Source organism: Paracoccus sp. J56, assembly GCF_019633685.1.
In the GTDB taxonomy this organism is placed as follows: Bacteria; Pseudomonadota; Alphaproteobacteria; order Rhodobacterales; family Rhodobacteraceae; genus Paracoccus; species Paracoccus kondratievae.
In genome coordinates, this window is sequence record NZ_JAFL01000010.1 from 116,332 (window position 1) to 131,838 (window position 15,507).

The 15,507-nt window shown below is 64.0% G+C and carries 13 protein-coding genes; 3 read left to right on the top strand and 10 right to left on the bottom strand.

Going from position 1 to position 15,507, the window contains the following annotated elements; translation table 11 throughout:
* Position 1: 1 nt before the first annotated feature.
* Positions 2-358, bottom strand: coding sequence for a winged helix-turn-helix domain-containing protein (locus M511_RS09550; RefSeq protein ID WP_010391803.1), 357 nt, complete (start codon positions 356-358; stop codon positions 2-4).
* A gap of 106 nt (positions 359-464) precedes the next feature.
* Here M511_RS09550 and M511_RS09555 point away from each other — a divergent pair, with 106 nt between their 5' ends.
* A complete protein-coding gene (locus tag M511_RS09555) occupies positions 465-1,646 on the top strand; it encodes an acetyl-CoA C-acyltransferase family protein (RefSeq protein ID WP_010391802.1) in 1,182 nt (393 codons plus the stop codon).
* A 338-nt stretch (positions 1,647-1,984) separates the two neighbouring features.
* Here the strand turns inward: M511_RS09555 and M511_RS09560 are convergent, their stop codons facing one another.
* The 6 genes from M511_RS09560 to M511_RS09585 all read right to left on the bottom strand — a co-directional run bounded on the left by M511_RS09560 (position 1,985) and on the right by M511_RS09585 (position 7,631).
* Positions 1,985-2,599, bottom strand: a complete 615-nt coding sequence (locus tag M511_RS09560; protein WP_085502036.1) for a VUT family protein — start codon at positions 2,597-2,599, stop codon at positions 1,985-1,987.
* Between the two features lie 99 nt (positions 2,600-2,698).
* Positions 2,699-3,832, bottom strand: coding sequence for a serine hydrolase domain-containing protein (locus M511_RS09565; protein ID WP_085502037.1), 1,134 nt, complete (start codon positions 3,830-3,832; stop codon positions 2,699-2,701).
* The gene (locus M511_RS09570; RefSeq protein ID WP_085502038.1) at positions 3,829-4,794 is read right to left on the bottom strand and encodes an esterase-like activity of phytase family protein; all 966 of its coding nucleotides are present in this window, start codon (positions 4,792-4,794) and stop codon (positions 3,829-3,831) included. The genes M511_RS09565 and M511_RS09570 overlap by 4 nt, the downstream gene beginning before the upstream one ends.
* The gene (gene mepA / locus M511_RS09575) at positions 4,767-5,639 is read right to left on the bottom strand and encodes a penicillin-insensitive murein endopeptidase (RefSeq protein WP_010391793.1); all 873 of its coding nucleotides are present in this window, start codon (positions 5,637-5,639) and stop codon (positions 4,767-4,769) included. The genes M511_RS09570 and mepA overlap by 28 nt, the downstream gene beginning before the upstream one ends.
* Positions 5,636-6,994 (bottom strand): MFS transporter, encoded by a 1,359-nt coding sequence (locus tag M511_RS09580; protein WP_010391791.1) that lies wholly within the window; start codon positions 6,992-6,994, stop codon positions 5,636-5,638. The genes mepA and M511_RS09580 overlap by 4 nt, the downstream gene beginning before the upstream one ends.
* A gap of 64 nt (positions 6,995-7,058) precedes the next feature.
* Positions 7,059-7,631 carry an acyl-CoA thioesterase gene (locus M511_RS09585; RefSeq protein WP_010391790.1) on the bottom strand — a complete coding sequence of 191 codons (573 nt, stop codon included), beginning with the start codon at positions 7,629-7,631 and terminating at the stop codon, positions 7,059-7,061.
* Between the two features lie 141 nt (positions 7,632-7,772).
* On the opposite strand from M511_RS09585, the gene M511_RS09590 reads away from it, so the two are divergent.
* Both M511_RS09590 and recQ read left to right on the top strand, forming a co-directional pair.
* A complete protein-coding gene (locus M511_RS09590; protein WP_085502040.1) occupies positions 7,773-8,066 on the top strand; it encodes a YggT family protein in 294 nt (97 codons plus the stop codon).
* A gap of 3 nt (positions 8,067-8,069) precedes the next feature.
* A complete protein-coding gene (gene recQ, locus M511_RS09595) occupies positions 8,070-10,106 on the top strand; it encodes a DNA helicase RecQ (protein WP_085502041.1) in 2,037 nt (678 codons plus the stop codon).
* 69 nt (positions 10,107-10,175) lie between these two features.
* Here recQ and M511_RS09600 read toward each other — a convergent pair whose 3' ends face one another.
* The 3 genes from M511_RS09600 to M511_RS09610 are packed head-to-tail and all read right to left on the bottom strand — an operon-like array spanning position 10,176 to position 15,435.
* Positions 10,176-13,271: an efflux RND transporter permease subunit gene (locus M511_RS09600; protein WP_085502042.1), complete on the bottom strand. Its 3,096-nt coding sequence runs from the start codon at positions 13,269-13,271 to the stop codon at positions 10,176-10,178.
* Complete coding sequence (locus M511_RS09605) at positions 13,268-14,374, bottom strand: efflux RND transporter periplasmic adaptor subunit (RefSeq protein ID WP_085502043.1); 1,107 nt, start codon at positions 14,372-14,374, stop codon at positions 13,268-13,270. Before M511_RS09605 ends, M511_RS09600 begins: the two co-directional genes overlap by 4 nt.
* Entirely contained in the window at positions 14,371-15,435 is a 1,065-nt protein-coding gene (locus tag M511_RS09610; RefSeq protein WP_085502044.1) for an efflux RND transporter periplasmic adaptor subunit, read from the bottom strand. Before M511_RS09610 ends, M511_RS09605 begins: the two co-directional genes overlap by 4 nt.
* Positions 15,436-15,507: the final 72 nt, after the last annotated feature.

Here is a 15,507-nt window from a genome sequence, read left to right on the forward strand (position 1 = left end):
TTTACGTTGAAACATATCGCTGCCCTGCGCGAAGACGGGCCAGATGCTCGGCCCCCTGCTCGCGCAAAAGTGTCTCAAGCGCGCGGTAATCGGCCAGCACCTGCCGGCCCAGATCAGTCAGCTGCGCGCCGCCTCCACGTGCGCCTCCGCGGCTGCTGTCCACCAGTGGCGAGGTGAAATGCGCGTTCATCTCTTCGACCAAAGACCAGGCGCGGCGATAGCTCATCCCCATGCGTCGCCCGGCGGCCGAGATCGAGCCCTCTTCCTCGATCCCTTGCAACAGGTCGGCCTTGCCGCGCCCGAAGGTCAGGCCAGAGTCGAAATGCAGGCGCAGGCTTAGCCGTGGGTCGCTGGTCATGCAGGTATCTTGCGTGGATTCCGTAACGTTGCAAGGGGCCGGGGCTTTCCCGGTCACTGCGGCGCGGCTACGACTAATTGGATTTCAGCATGATCGGGGGGGAATCATGGCCCAGAACGATATCGTCATCCTGTCCGGGGCTCGCACAGCCATCGGCACTTTCGGAGGCAGCCTTGCGGATGTGCCGCCGATCCAGCTGGCCGCGACTGTGACCCGCGCCGCGATCGAGCGCGCAGGCATTGCCCCCGAACGTATCGGGACCGTGGTTTTTGGCCATGTGCTGAACACTGAACCACGCGACATGTACCTGTCCCGCGTGGCAATGCTTGAGGCGGGCGTGCCGCATACCACCCCAGCGATGAACGTGAACCGGCTGTGCGGTTCGGGCGCGCAGGCGATCGTTTCGGCTGTGCAGGCACTGACGCTGGGGGATGCCGATTTCGCCGTCGCTGGCGGGGCCGAGACGATGAGCCGCGCGCCCTATGCCGTGCCTTCGGCGCGCTTTGGCGCCCGGATGGGCGATGTAAAGATGCTCGACATGATGGTTGGCGCACTGACCTGCCCGATGGGTACCGGTCATATGGGCGTCACGGCCGAGAACGTCGCGCGCGAGCATGATATCTCGCGCCAGGCGCAGGACGAATTCGCACTGGAAAGCCAGAAACGCGCCGCCGCCGCCATTGCCGAGGGCCGCTTTAAGGAACAGATCGTCCCGGTCGAGATCAAGACCCGCAAGGGCGTGGTCAGTTTCGATACCGACGAGCATCCGAAAGCGACAGATCTGGACAAGCTCGCCGCGTTGAAGCCGGTGTTCCAAAAGGACGGTACCGTCACTGCGGGTAATGCTTCGGGCATCAATGACGGAGCGGGGGCGCTGGTACTGGCGCGGGCCGATGCGGCGCAGGCGGCGGGGACAAAGCCGCTGTTTCGCGTCATCGGCCATGCCGTCGCCGGTGTGCGTCCCGAGGTCATGGGCATCGGTCCGGTTCCGGCGGTTCAGGCGCTGTTGCAGCGCACCGGGCTGAAGGCAGCCGATTTCGACGTGATCGAGTCGAACGAGGCCTTTGCCGCCCAGGCACTGGCGGTGAACAAAGAGCTGGGCCTTGATCCGGCGCGGGTGAACCCGAACGGCGGCGCCATCGCCCTTGGCCATCCCGTTGGCGCGACCGGTGCCATCATCACCGTCAAGACCATGTATGAGCTGATGCGCACCGGTGGCCGCAAGGGGCTGATCACCATGTGCATTGGCGGCGGTCAGGGGATCGCGCTGGCGATCGAGCGTATCTGACCCGCCCGGCGCCCCGGTTTGGCCGGGGTGCTTTCCTGCCGGGATCGCGATTTTCCAGGTGGCAAAGTTCAGGTGCCGCGTGAAATCGGGCTGCGAAGAAATAGCAGAAAAACTGAACGGGCCGCTCTGTAAAAGAACGGCCCGCGAGTTCTTCGGAGATGGTCCGGTTAGGGTTGGTGCCTACCGTCCCAGCCAGGGTTTACAACCCTTGGGGCTGCCCTTAGGCCACGGCTCCCCTGACTGTCCCGACACCTCTCTCCAACATCACTCTCGACACTGGACCACCTCCTTTCAATAAGTTGCCGTATGAATCCAGCCTGCCACAGAACCATTGACAGTCAATGAATTTGCGCGCGGCGGCGGATCAAATTTCCTACAACGATACGGAAAGGGACAAGCGCCAGCACGGCCTGCGCCAGTTTCACGCCACAATCGGCGATGGCCAGAGACACCCAAAGAGGCTGAACCGGACCGTGACCCAGCAATGCAACGGGCTCATTTGCCCAGGAAACATCGTCGCCAGGAAAGAGTGGGGCCAGCTGATCGGCAAAAGCGATGCTGAAAAAGACGGCCGTATCCAGGATCGAACCCGCGACGCTGGCCGCAAGCGGTGGGAGCCACCAGTTGTATTTTCGCAACTGGTTGAAGACCGAGATGTCCATCAGCTGCGCTGAAAGGAACGCCGCACCCGAGGCGACGGCGATGCGCAGCGTGGTCTTGTCCATGCCGGCCGCCACGACCGAACACAGCACTCCGGTCACGAAACCGGCATAGACCACCTTACGCGCAGCGGCGGGGCCATAGATCCGGTTCATGATATCGGTGACAAGAAAGGCGACGGGATAGGTCAGCGCCCCCCAGGTCAGCCAGTCGCCCAGCAGGTGCTGGACCAGAATGTTCGAGGCCACCACGACGGCGGCCATGGCGATGACGCCAGGAAGAATACGGGGCATGTCTGCTTTTCCGTTTTGGCAAGGTAGCGGAGACTCGGCCCCGACCGGGGCAAGGCCGGATACGGCCCTGCGGGGATCGTGTCAACGATGTCGCATGAATTATAGCGCGGCAGCGGCGGCGATTTCCACTGCGAAGGCGCCGTTCATACCTTCAAGCGCGGTATTCGTCATCGCGATCACGCAGCGGCGGTTGAGAGGGTCGATGATCCAGTTGTGGCCATAGATCCCACCCCAGCTGAGGCAACCTTGCGGCAGGCCGATCCCCGCTGCCGCCGCATCGGTGATCACAGCGCCAGCCCAGGCGTGGCCCCAGCCCGGGCCGCGCAGCGGGTGGCGCTGGTGGATACGGTTGCGATGCGCCTCGGTCCGCAGATCCTGACCAAGGAACGAACCCGTGCGCAGGGTTTCAAGCAAGGTCAGTGCAGCCTCAGCCGTGCCGGCCATGCCGCCTCCGCCCGAAGGATATGCCTGTGGATCGCGGATACGCTCGGGCAGATAGGAATAGCTGTGTTCGGGTTGCAGCGGATTGGGGATGCGGGTCAGACCCTGCATCCGTACTGGTTCGGGCCGGGCAGCGGCGTAGTTTGCGGCCAGCTCAACTGCCTCGGGGGCGTGGAAAGCGGCCTCGACGCCCAGGGGTTCGGTAACCAGCCGGGCCATGGCATCGGGCAGGGGCATGTCGGCCGCCGCCTCGATCACCGCACCCAGCACATCGGTTGCGATCGAATAGCGCCAGCGCGTGCCCGGCAGCCGGTCGAGCGGGACCGAGGTGATACGGCGCAGGTTCTCGGCCATAGAGATTCCACTGTCAGAGATCCCGTCCGACACCCCGGCCTGTGCATAGGGTCCGTCCTTGGGCTGGTTAAAGCCGTAATCAAGCCCGGCCAGATGCGACATCAGGTGATCGACAGTGATCAGCGGCTGGCGCCCGTCGGGCATCGCTGGGGTAAAACCCGGCAGCCAGCGCGTCACCGGATCATCGGGCGCAAGCCGTCCCTCTTGCATCAGCCGCAGCGCCGCGACGGTGGTGAAGGGTTTCGAGATCGAGGCATAGCGCAGCCAGGTCGATTGCTGCATCGGCTGGCCCGCTTCGCGGTCGGCAAGCCCGGCTGCACGGGCATGAGCCAGCCGCCCGTCTTCGGCCACCAGCACGACACAGCCGACGATGCGACGCCCGGCCAGCGCGCTGTCGATGGCGCGATCCACGGCGGTGACGCAATCGGCAATGCTCATTCCGTGACCCGATACTCGACCAGCTCGGTTCGTTGCAGCCAGCCGAAATTATCGTCTGAGATCATGGTGATACGGATACCCTGTCCGTCATGCCAGACCGAGATACCCTCAAGGTTGTCATATTGCAGCGGCCGGGTCTCAAGCAGCACCCTTTCGTTCGAGATGGCGTTTTCGCCAAGATCAAAGCGGCGCACGCGCGAGCGAAAGCCAAGAAGACCTTTGAAGTCCCGTTCCAGCAGATAGAACCGCCCGTCGGGCCCGATATCTGCGCTGACAGCCAGCCAGTCGCCCGTGCGTGGGATCGAGAAGGGCTGGTCCCATTTCCCATTCCTCCAGCGCCAGACCGGAAACGGCCGGGTCAGCACGCCAGAGCGTTCGGGCAGGGTCAGCAGGGTTCCGTCAGGCAGGACCGCCAGCGCCTCAAGCGACGAGTTGCGCTGCATTTCCTTGAACTCGGGCGGACGGGGCAGGGGCTGGGCGGGGCTGTCGGGGGTGTCATAGCGGGCAACGCGCGTCAGCCCTTCAAAGCTGACCCAGATCGTGCCGTCAGCTGAGATGGCAAGCCCCTCGCTGTCGCCCTGCCAGCCAGGTTTCAGCGGCTTGCCGCTGCTGTCACGCAGACGTGCCCGACCAGCCAGATCCAGTCCGCGAATCCGGCCCTGAGTGTCACGCTCTATGCTGCCCCAGCGGATGGTGGCGCGGTCGGACAGTGCGGTGAAGCGTTCGCCATCGGCGCTGATTTCGATGCCCGAGAAGCCGCCGAAATCCTCATCCTCCATCCGCCAGACATAGGTTGCGACGTAATCGACCTTGGGCGTTCCCGAAGGTGTCGGGTCCGCAGCGCAGGCTGCAGAGGCAGAAAGCAACAGTGCCAGCGCAAGCCCCGGCAGGCGGCGGGGCCGCCCTGCCGCGCCGCCTGCCGGACCACCGCGCCTTAGCGGGCGGTGGCGACGACCTGACATTGACGGGGCATTTCGCTAAGCCGGTAGCTGCGGGGGTGACGATAATTGGGGTCGGGCGGAACCGGCTTGACCCGGCTGGGGTCGATGCGGTCCTTGATCCACTCTGCGGCCTCGGCGCAACCGTCGCCGGGCGGGGGCGGGTCCTGCTGCTGACAGACCGAGCCTGCCGGGCAGGACAGGCGCACGTGGAAGTGGTAATCATGCCCTCCCAACGGACGGATCTTGCGCAGATAGCTGCGGTCCCCGGTTTCGGTCTGGCACATTGCAACCTTGGCGACCGGATCGACAAAGATACGTTCGACGCGCGGATCGCGGGCAGCGGCGCGGATGATCGCCATATGGCTGCCACTCCACAGTGCCGAGGGCGCGGTCCCGGCCTTGTTCACCACCGATTGGGACGAAATCTTTTCGCGCTGCGCGACGGTCAGCTTCAGGCTTTGGGGCGGCAGCATCCAGATGTCGGCGTCAAGGCCGGACTGGTGGCTGGCATGGCCCGAGGTCATTGGTCCACCACGGGCCTGTCCCATGTCGCCGATGTAAAGCCCTTGCCAGCCGGCCTGGCGGGCGGCTTGCGACAGGCCAATCAGAAAGCTGACCAGCTCGGGATGGCCCCAGTGGCGGTTGCGCGACAGGCGCATCGCCTGCCATGTCGGACCGGTTTCCGGCAGTTGCGCGGCGCCCGAAATACAGCCCTTGGAATAGAAACCAATCGAGACGGGCTTGCCCCCGGTCGGGCCGGGCGCGGCGCCAAAGACACTGCGGGCCAGCGGGTCGGCTGCCGCGGGCTGGACCAGGCCAAACCCGGTCAGCGCCAGCACGGCGGCGGTCAGGAATTTACGGATCACTGCGCGGCCTCTCCTTTTGCTTTGACCCAGATTAGCAGAACCAGCGCCAGAATGAACATCACGATGAGCGGAGAGATGCCCAGCCGTTGGTTTCCGGTCACATCGGTCACCGTGGCGATCAGCAGCGGCGCCAGGAATGCCGTCGCCTTGCCCGACAGCGCGTACAGCCCAAAGGCCTCGGTCGCACGCTCGGGCGTGGTGTGGCGCACCATCATTGTCCGGCTGGCCGATTGCAGCGCCCCGCCTGCGCCGCCGATCAGCGCACCGCAAAGGAAAAACAGCGCATCGGGCAGGTGCGAGCCCTCGGGCAGGGGCAGGCCCATGATCTGCTGGCGGCTCATGCCAGTGATGAGGATGCAGACCCCGATCAGGACCAGCGTACAGATGATGATCACCGGCTTGGGACCCCAGCGCCGGTCCGCGCGTCCTCCGATCCAGCTGATCACTGCGGCCGAGACCGCGCTGACCACGCCAAAGACACCGGCAAGAAACACCGGCCAGCCCAGCACCGTACCGGCATAGACGCCACCAAAGGCGTAAAGCGCATTCAGCGCATCGCGTGAGAACATGGACGAGGCAAGCCATGCCGCCAGCGACCTGCGCCACCGCAGGCTGGCAAGCAGGCGCCAAAGCTCGGTCATGGCGGTGCCAAGCTGCAGCTTTCGGCGCGGTCCCGGGGTCTCGGGCACCCAGAGGGCAAAGGGGATCATGAAGGCAAGGTACCACAGCGCTGTGAACGGCCCGACCGCCCGCGTGCCCTCGCGCAGCGCCGGATCAAGGCCCAGCACCGGTGCGATGCCCAGCATGGTGCGGCCGGTCTGGGCGTTCTCGGCCAGAAAAAGCAGCACCACAGCCAAAGAGATCACGCCGCCAAGATAACCGAAAGCAAAGCCTGAACCCGAGACGCGGCCGATATCGTCATGCGGGGCCAGCCCCGGCAGCAGGGCGTTGGTAAAGATGGTGGCGAACTCCATCCCGATCAGGCCGATCCCAAAGGACAGAACCGCCAGATGCAGGTGCGGCTGGTCGGGCATCAGGAACCACAGGCTCCATGAACCCGCCATATAGAATGCCGAAAAGATCCACACCCAGATCAGGCGCCGTCCGGTATTGTCGGCGATGGCGCCAAGCACTGGTGCAAGAACGGCGATGATGATGCCGCAGATGCCAAGCCCGTAACCCCAGAGCGACTGCGCCGCCGCCCCCGCCGCCTCGGGGGTCATGCCTTGTGCTGTGTAATGCTGGCGGGCGATCTCGGCGTAATAGACCGGAAAAATGAAGGTCATCAGCAGCGTTGAAAACGGCTGGCTGGCCCAGTCAAAGAACCACCAGCCCCAGATGCGTCTGCGCTCCATGCCGCCCCCCTTGCTCATGGGTGGCCTGTGCCGCGCCGCCCGGGCGCATAAGGCCCCAGCCGGTTCAGGCTGGCAAGTCCGGATTACGCGCGGCCTCGGGGATCGGAGGCAGGATCGGGGGCCATGGCCGCTGCGCATCCGCCGCAATCCAGGCGTGTACCCAATCCGGCAGTTCGGGGCTGACGGGGTCGCGGCCCGCAGCCTCCATCAGCTTTGCCGGCGACACGATGCCCTGAGGCGAGGTGATGGCGCCGCGCAAAAGCATGTGGTTGCAGCATTCGCCCTGCCGCCACATCGTCTGCTCCATATAAAGAAAGCGCGCGTCCCAGCCGATCGTGCGTGAAACCATGGTAAAGCGGTCGAATGCCCGGATACGGCGGCGATAACGGACCGAGTTTCCGGCGACGGTGATCCCCCAGCCATTGCGGCGCATCGTGTCGATTATGCCGGTACGGATCGCCATCGGAATGCGGCCCAGATCGTAAAGCGTCAGGGTGCGGCCGTTGTTCAGCTCGATCCACGGGTCCAGATCCCAGGGCCAGCAGCGATGGGTCGAGACATGCGGGTCCAGCACCCCGATGCGGGGGCTGTTGCGGAACTTCAGCGCCTCTTTGGCAAAGCGGAGGATGGGATACATGGGCGTCTTTCTTGCCTTGCGACAGCCCGGGGCTAGCCGTGCCGCCCGGGGGCGTCAACCGGAACGCTGCGGCCATGCTTGCGCCTTGCGCAACGCGGATGCCTGCCTTACCTGTCCGGGGAGCAGCCGGAAGGGGATGAAATGGGCACGCTCTACGAAGCCTTGATGCTGATACTCGACGTCGTCTGGTTCGTGATGATCGTCCACATCATCATGTCCTGGCTTATCAACTTTCAGGTGCTGAACCTGCGCCAGCCGCTGATCTGGCAGATCTGGAGCGGCCTCAACCGCCTGCTTGAGCCGATCTATGGACCGGTGCGCGCGATCCTGCCGAACACGGGCGGGCTGGATCTTGCGCCACTGGTGGTCTTTATCGCCATCATCATCCTGCAACGCGCTCTCGCCAACAACGCTGGCTGGTTCTACGGGTTCTAGGCCATGTCGGCTGCGCCCCTGCTGCGTCAGGTCTTCGGCTTCGATTCCTTTCGGCCGGGGCAGGAAGAGATCGTCAATGCCGTGGCCTCGGGCCGCGATGTACTGGCCATCATGCCGACCGGAGGTGGCAAGTCGCTGTGCTATCAGCTTCCGGCGCTGATGCGCGACGGGCTGACGGTAGTGATCTCACCCCTGATTGCGCTGATGCGTGACCAGGTGCGCGCGCTGACCGAGGCGGGGGTTGCTGCTGCCGCGCTGACCAGCGGCAATTCCGACGAAGAGAATTCCGAGGTTCTGCGTGCCATGGCCGCGCGTGAATTGCGGCTGCTTTACATGGCGCCCGAACGGCTGGCCTCGGGCGCGACGGTGCCGATGCTGCGTCGCGCAGGTGTACAGGCCATCGCGGTGGATGAGGCGCATTGTGTCAGCCAGTGGGGCCATGATTTCCGCCCCGATTATCTGCGCGTGGGCGAGCTGCGCCGCGTGCTTTCGGTGCCTTTGGCCGCCTTTACCGCCACTGCCGATGCAGAAACCCGGGACGAAATCGTCCAGCGCCTCTTTGACGGTGCGCAGCCCCAGACCTTTCTGCGCGGCTTTGACCGGCCCAATATTCATCTGGCCTTTCAGCCCAAGGACGGGCCGCGCCGCCAGATCCTTGATTTTGCCGCCGCGCGGCGGGGACAGTCCGGCATCATCTATTGCGGCACCCGCGCCAAGACCGAGACACTTGCTGCCGCGCTGAACCAGTCGGGGCTTGCCGCCACCGCCTATCACGGCGGGATGGAGGCCGATGCCCGCCGCGAGGTCGAGGCGCGTTTCCAGCGCGAGGACGGGCTGATCGTCGTCGCCACCGTGGCCTTTGGCATGGGCATCGACAAACCGGATATCCGCTGGGTTGCCCATGCCGATCTGCCGAAGTCGATCGAGGCCTATTATCAAGAGATCGGCCGCGGTGGCCGTGACGGCGCCCCCGCAGAAACGCTGACGCTTTACGGTCCCGACGATATCCGTCTGCGCCGCGGCCAGATCGACGAAAGTCTGGCCCCGCCCGAGCGTAAGGCGGCCGACCATGCGCGGCTGAATGCGCTTTTAGGTCTGGCCGAGGCGACGGGCTGCCGCCGCATCGCCCTTTTGCGCTATTTCGGCGAAAAGGCTGTCGCGCCTTGCGGTAATTGCGATATTTGCGACGATCCGCCCGAATGTTTCGACGCGACCGAGGCCGCGCAAAAAGTGCTGTCGGCCATTCTGCGCACCGGTCAGACCTATGGTTCGGGTCATATCATCGACGTGCTGACCGGGACCATGACCGAACGGGTGCAGGCCCGCGGCCATGACCATTTGCCGACCTTTGGTGTCGGGCGCGACCTGTCAAAGCCGCAATGGCAGGCGGTGATCCGTCAGATGCTGGGTCTTGATCTGATCCGGCCCGACTCTGAACGCCATGGCGGCCTTGCCATCACCCTTGCTGCTCATCCGGTGCTGCGCGGAGAAGAGCGTATCACGCTTCGCCGCGACACTATGGCCCGCGCCCGCCCGGCAGTCGTGGTGCGCAGCCAGGTTGACCCCGAGGATGAGCCGCTGTTTTCGGCGCTCAAGGCCAAGCGTCGGGCGCTGGCCGAGGCGGCGCGTGTCCCCGCCTATGTCATCTTTCCCGACCGCACCCTGCAAGAAATGGCGCGCCTGCGCCCCGGCACGCTGGATGAGATGGCGCGGGTGAACGGCGTTGGCGCGAAAAAGCTGGAAAGCTATGGCGAGGAATTCTTGCAGGTCATTGCCAAGGATGTGCCGCCAATGCATCCCGCGCGCCGCGCGCTGGCCGGGCGTCCCTCGGGCCAGCTTTTTGATCGGCTGGCCCAGGCGCAGGTCCGGCTGATGCGGGGTGAGGACGGAACGGAAAAGCCGCTTTCGGTCGGAAATTCTGCCTTGCGCCGCATTGCCGAAGACCGGCCGCGCGACCTGTCGCGCTATCTGGATCCGGCGCGGCTGGATCGTTTCGGCGCTGCATTTGCCGCCGAGATCGCCGGCGACCCCGAGTGCTGATCACCGGCCTTGCGACGGGGTTTTCCCTTTCAGCCCGGCCCTGCTGATCGCTTGTGCGACTTCCTGCCGCTATTTATGCGCGGCGGCTCGGGCACGATCCCCGGCACTGGGCATCGGGTCACCATTGGGCGGGCGGACGCCAAAGACCGCGCAGTAAAGCGCCGGGACAAAGATCAGCGTCACCAGCGTCCCGGCGATGATACCGCCCATCATGGCAAAGGCCATCGGCCCCCAGAACACCTGACGCGAGATCGGGATCAGCGCCAGACTGGCCGCCGCCGCTGTCAGCAGAATTGGCCGGGCCCGGCTGTCCGAGGCCTCAAAGACCGCGTCCCATTTGGCGTGCCCCTTGGCAATCAGCTCCTGGATTTCATGGACAAGGATGACCGAGTTGCGGATCAGAATGCCGATCAGTGCCAGAATGCCCAGAATGGCAACAAAGCCCATCGGCACGCCAAAGGGCAACAGGGTTGCAACCACCCCGATCAACCCCAGCGGAGCGGCGGCAAACACGATCAGCGACAGCCGGAAGCTTTGCATCTGCACCATGACCAAGGTCGCCATCACCAGCAGCATGATTGGCACCACGGCTGCGATCGGCTCCTGGCTTTCGGCCGAGGTTTCGACCGTGCCGCCGACCACGACTTTGACGCCGGGAGGCAAGCTGGCCTGAAAGTGCGCGACTTTGTCGGCCATCGCCTCGACCAATGTCGCGGGCTGGTCTTTGCTGGCGATATCGGCCTTGACCGTCACTGTCGGCAGGCCGTCACGCTGCATGACCAGTGGCTGTTCGGTGGCATATTCCAGTTTGGCCAGAGAAACGAGCGGGATCGGCGTCCCTGTCGGTGTCGCAAGCTGCAGGTTCTGGATCGACTCCAGCGACTCGCGATCCGCCAGCGCGCCACGTGCGGTGACGTTGATCAGAAAGATTCCGTCGCGTAGCTGGGTGATCGTGCGGCCGTTAAAGGTCCCCGACAGCGCCCCCGCGATATCTTCATTGGTCAGGCCAAGGCGGCGCGCCTGATCCTGATTGACCCGCAGCCGTACCACCCGCGCCGGCTCATTCCAGTCAAGGGTGATGTCGCGCAGACGCGGTTCGGTCGCCAGAACCGCCGCCAGCTCGCGCGCTGCGTCGCGGGCCTGATCGAGGTCCGGGGACGAGACACGGTATTGCACCGGCTTGCCGACCGGCGGGCCGATCTCAAGGTTTTTGACATAAACATCGGTGCCGATCAGCTCGCGGCCCGCGAATTCGACCAGCCGCGCCTTTAGCCGGTCGCGTGCCGCCAGATCCGGGGTCTGGATCACGATCTGGCCCATATAGGGACCGGGCGTCGGCACATCCATCGACAGAACGAAACGCGGTGCGCCACGACCGACATAGGTCGTCCAGAACAGGGCGTCTGACTCATCAGACAGCATCGCCTCGATTTTGGCCATGTCCTCATCGGTTTTCGCGATCGAGGCATTAGCACGTTCGGTCACGTCGACGATGATCTCAGTCCGGTCAGAGGTCGGGAAAAACTGCTGTTCGACAAAGCCCATCCCCACGACCGAGGCTGTAAAGACCCCAAAGGTGATGGCGATGGTCAGCCATTTATAGCGCATCCCCCGGATCAGCAGCGCATGAAACTGACGACGAAGCCAGCTTGGCTGTCCGGAATGATGGGCCATGGTTGCGGGTAGCATCGTTACGCCCAGCAAAGGCGCAAACAACACCGCGACGATCCAGCTGATGATCAGCGAAACGGCGATCACCACGAAAAGCGAAAAGGTGAACTCGCCCGCTGCCGAGCTATTCAGTCCGATAGGGATAAAGCCCGCCACCGTGACCAGCGTGCCGGTCAGCATCGGAAAGGCGATCGAACTCCACGCATAGCTGGCGGCGCGGCCGAGGCTGTCGCCCACCTCAAGCCGCGAGATCATCGTTTCGATGGCGATCATCGCATCATCCACCAAAAGCCCCAGTGCGATGATCAGCGCACCCAGCGAGATACGCTGCAAGGTGATGCCGTAGATGTCCAGGATGACAAAGGTGATCGCCAGCACCAGCGGTATGGTCAGCGTCACCACGAAACCCGCGCGCAGACCAAGGCTGATAAAGCTGACCAACAGGACGATTGCCACCGCCTCGGCCAGTGCCTGAACGAAATGGCCGACGGCCTCGTCCACGACATGGGGTTGGTCGGCGAACTTGGCCATCTCGATTCCGATGGGCAGGTTGCGCGCGACCTCGTTCATCAGCCCGTCGACCTGCCGCCCGAATTCAAGAATATTGCCGCCGTCGCGCATGCCGATCTGCAGGCCGATAGCCGGCTTGCCATTATAGCGGAAAAGCGCGCTCGGCGGGTCCTCGTAACCGCGCTGGACCGTGGCGACATCGCCGATGTTAAAGAAACGGTCGCCGACCCGCAGGTTCACCGCAGCGATCGATCCGGCATCGTCGAACTGCCCGTCGATGCGCACCAGCACCTGTTCCGGTCCAGCCTGCACGATACCCGAGGGCGAGATTGCGTTCTGCACCGCCAGCGTCTGGACCACCTGATTGTGGTTCAGCCCGAGGGCCGCCAGCCGTGCCGACGAAAACTCCAGATAGATCTGTTCCTTGCGCACACCCAAAAGTGCTGTCTTGCCGGCCATGGGCAGGGCCTGAACCTGTTTGCGGATATCTTCGACCCGGTCGCGCAGTTCGCGTTGGGTAAAGCCGTCTGTGGTAAAGGCGTAGATATTGCCGAAAACGTCGCCGAAATCGTCATTGAACTGGAAGCCCTGAAATTCCTTTGGAAAATCAGGCCGGATATCCGACATCATATTGCGAACACGTTTCCAGACCTCGGGGACCTCGGGGCCTCGGATCGTGGGGTCAAGCTCAAGATAGATCACCGACTGTCCGGGCATGGTGACCGAGTGGGTGAATTTCAGTTCATCAAGCTCTTCAAGCTTGGTCTCGATCCGCGTCGTGACCTGATTAAGCGTGTCCTCAATAGTCGCCCCGGGCAAAGAGGCGCTGATCACCATGACCTTGATGGTGAAATTCGGGTCCTCTTCGCGGCCAAGGCGCAGATAGCTCAGCGTTCCTGCCACCATCGAGATGATCAGCAGGAACCACACCAGCGAACGGTGATGCAGGGCCCAGTCGGAAAGGTTGAAGCGACGTTCTGTCATGGTGTCACGCTGCGGCCTACGGCCTGACCTTCGCTAAGGGATCGGATGCCGCGGATCACGACCTCTTCGCCCGGGGAAAGACCCGAGGCTACGGTGACATACCCGTTAAGCGGTGGGCCGACGGTCTTAATAGCGCGCAGCGAGACGGTGCCTTCCCCGGTATTATTCTGACGGGTGACGACCCAGACATGGCTGGCACCGTCCCGCTCCAGGATGGCCGTTTCGGGCAGGACAAGTCGCGAGGCACCCGCCCCGGCAGGACGCGCGCGCACCAAAGCGCCCAACCGCAGATCCGCATCCTCTTTCAGCTCCAGATGGATGCGCCGGGTCCGGGTTACAGCATCCGCGACCGGCTCAATCTGCTCGACCGTGGCGGTCAGGATGCGATCGGGTTCGCGTTCCGACCAGACCTCATAAGGATCGCCGGTCCGGATCCCGGAAAGAACGGCATCGGGCAGATCGATCATCGCCTCGATCCCGTCCTGCGTGGAAAGCCGCACCACAGGTTCACCCGCACTGACGACTGCGCCGGCATTGGCGAACACCTCACTGATCACCCCGTCGAAGGGCGCGCGCATCACGGTAAACCCTTCGGCATCGCGAGCCCGGATCAGCTCTGAACGTGTCTGTTGCCGGGCCGCCTGGGCCGTGGCAAGTGCACGCTCGGCCTGTTCAAGCTGCGCGGCCGTGGCGACATTGCGTTGCGCCAGCGCCCGTGTCCGCTCGGCTGTGGCCAAGGCGGTGCTCAACTCGACCTCGGCGGCTTCGGCGGCGGCTTCGGCGGCCCGGACATCCCCCTGAAGGTCGTCAGGATCAAGCGTGGCCAGCACTTGCCCCTGCTTAACAATATCGCCGATATCAACATTGCGCGCCGTCACCCGGCCAAGCGTCTGAAAGCCCAGCATCACCTCGATACGGGCGGTGATGACCCCGGGGACCGAGTGGCCGGAGCCTTCGTCATCGCTGACAAGAATGCTTGCCACCGGGCGGGGCGCAGTATCGGGCTGGAGTTGCGTTTTCTGCCAGGGCAGGGAAAAAGCGGCCACTTCTCCGGCCAGTACGGCAAATGCCAAAAGCATCGGGATCAGGGTTCTTGGCATCATTCCGACTGCTCCGTAACAGATGCATCGGCGACCTCTCGCCCGGGATAGAGGATTTGCGAGCCGGCACCGACCACGGTCTGTCCCGGCTCGACCCCGCCGCTGAGGATGATGATACCATTAGCGAAACGCTCGATCTGAACCGGGGTCAAAGAGACCCGATTATCATCGCCCACCAGCCATACCGCGGGGCTGCCATCGGCAGCGGTCAGAGCGGTCCAGGGCACGGCAATGCCGGTGCCAGCCGGATAGTGCACTGCGCCCCGAACCGCAGCGCCCAGCAGCGCGACATTGGCCGGTGCATCATCGATTTCGGCCCGCACGGTGACCGAGCCGGTGGTCGGATCGACCAGCGGAGCAATTTCGCTGACCTTTGCCGTCATGCGCAGGTCAGGAAGGTCGATGCCATACAGGGTGACAGGTGCGCCGATCGCATCGCGCAGCAAGGGGGTATCAGGTGCCTGAAATACGGCCTCTCTGCCGGTTTCGGAAGCCAGTGAGATCACCGGCTGGGCCGTTCCGACGATCTGTCCCGGTTCGGCCTGTCGCGCGGTCACGATGGCATCGGCCGGGGCATATATCACCGTATCCTCAAGCGCGCGTTTAGCCTGACCAAGAGCGGCGCGGGCCTGCTCCAGCCCGCCGCTTGCTGCTGACAGGGCCTGACTGGCCGCATCACGTCCGGCAAGTGTGCCGACCCCGCGGCTGAGCATCGCCTCGGCCCTTTCCAGCGCCTGGCGGGCCTGCGCCTCGGTTGCCTCGGCAGAAGCTACGGCCGCCTGTGCGACGCGCAGTGCCTGTTCCTGTTGCAAGGGGTCGGTTCGCGCGAGCGCCTGTCCCTTGATGACATGGTCGCCTTCATGCACCAGCACCTCGGTCACGCGCCCGCCCAGCCTGAAGCCAATATCGACGCTGTCGCTTGCGTGGATGGTGCCAGTGAGGGCTGCGTCAAAGGTCAGTTCGGTTCGTTCAACCTGAACGAATTCGACCCGCAGTGGCGCCTGGGCCCAGCCCGGCCCGGCGAGAAGCAGCAGCGCAAAGATCGGTATGGCCCGGTTCGGCATGACTGTCCCGTCGCTAGTTTCTGAATTGGTGCCTAAAACCTGAGGTGGTGAAAAGCCCCAGAATGAAATGAC

Excerpts from the sequence above, each read along its gene's own strand:
- M511_RS09565 (WP_085502037.1), bottom strand. The coding sequence starts at position 3,832 with ATGAGCATTGCCGATTGCGTCACCGCCGTGGATCGCGCCATCGACAGC.
- M511_RS09555 (WP_010391802.1), top strand. The coding sequence starts at position 465 with ATGGCCCAGAACGATATCGTCATCCTGTCCGGGGCTCGCACAGCCATC.
- M511_RS09560 (WP_085502036.1), bottom strand. The coding sequence starts at position 2,599 with ATGCCCCGTATTCTTCCTGGCGTCATCGCCATGGCCGCCGTCGTGGTG.
- M511_RS09610 (WP_085502044.1), bottom strand. The coding sequence starts at position 15,435 with ATGCCGAACCGGGCCATACCGATCTTTGCGCTGCTGCTTCTCGCCGGG.
- M511_RS09580 (WP_010391791.1), bottom strand. The coding sequence starts at position 6,994 with ATGGAGCGCAGACGCATCTGGGGCTGGTGGTTCTTTGACTGGGCCAGC.
- M511_RS09550 (WP_010391803.1), bottom strand. The coding sequence starts at position 358 with ATGACCAGCGACCCACGGCTAAGCCTGCGCCTGCATTTCGACTCTGGC.
- M511_RS09585 (WP_010391790.1), bottom strand. The coding sequence starts at position 7,631 with ATGTATCCCATCCTCCGCTTTGCCAAAGAGGCGCTGAAGTTCCGCAAC.
- M511_RS09600 (WP_085502042.1), bottom strand. The coding sequence starts at position 13,271 with ATGACAGAACGTCGCTTCAACCTTTCCGACTGGGCCCTGCATCACCGT.
- M511_RS09570 (WP_085502038.1), bottom strand. The coding sequence starts at position 4,794 with ATGTCAGGTCGTCGCCACCGCCCGCTAAGGCGCGGTGGTCCGGCAGGC.
- M511_RS09590 (WP_085502040.1), top strand. The coding sequence starts at position 7,773 with ATGGGCACGCTCTACGAAGCCTTGATGCTGATACTCGACGTCGTCTGG.
- M511_RS09605 (WP_085502043.1), bottom strand. The coding sequence starts at position 14,374 with ATGATGCCAAGAACCCTGATCCCGATGCTTTTGGCATTTGCCGTACTG.
- recQ (WP_085502041.1), top strand. The coding sequence starts at position 8,070 with ATGTCGGCTGCGCCCCTGCTGCGTCAGGTCTTCGGCTTCGATTCCTTT.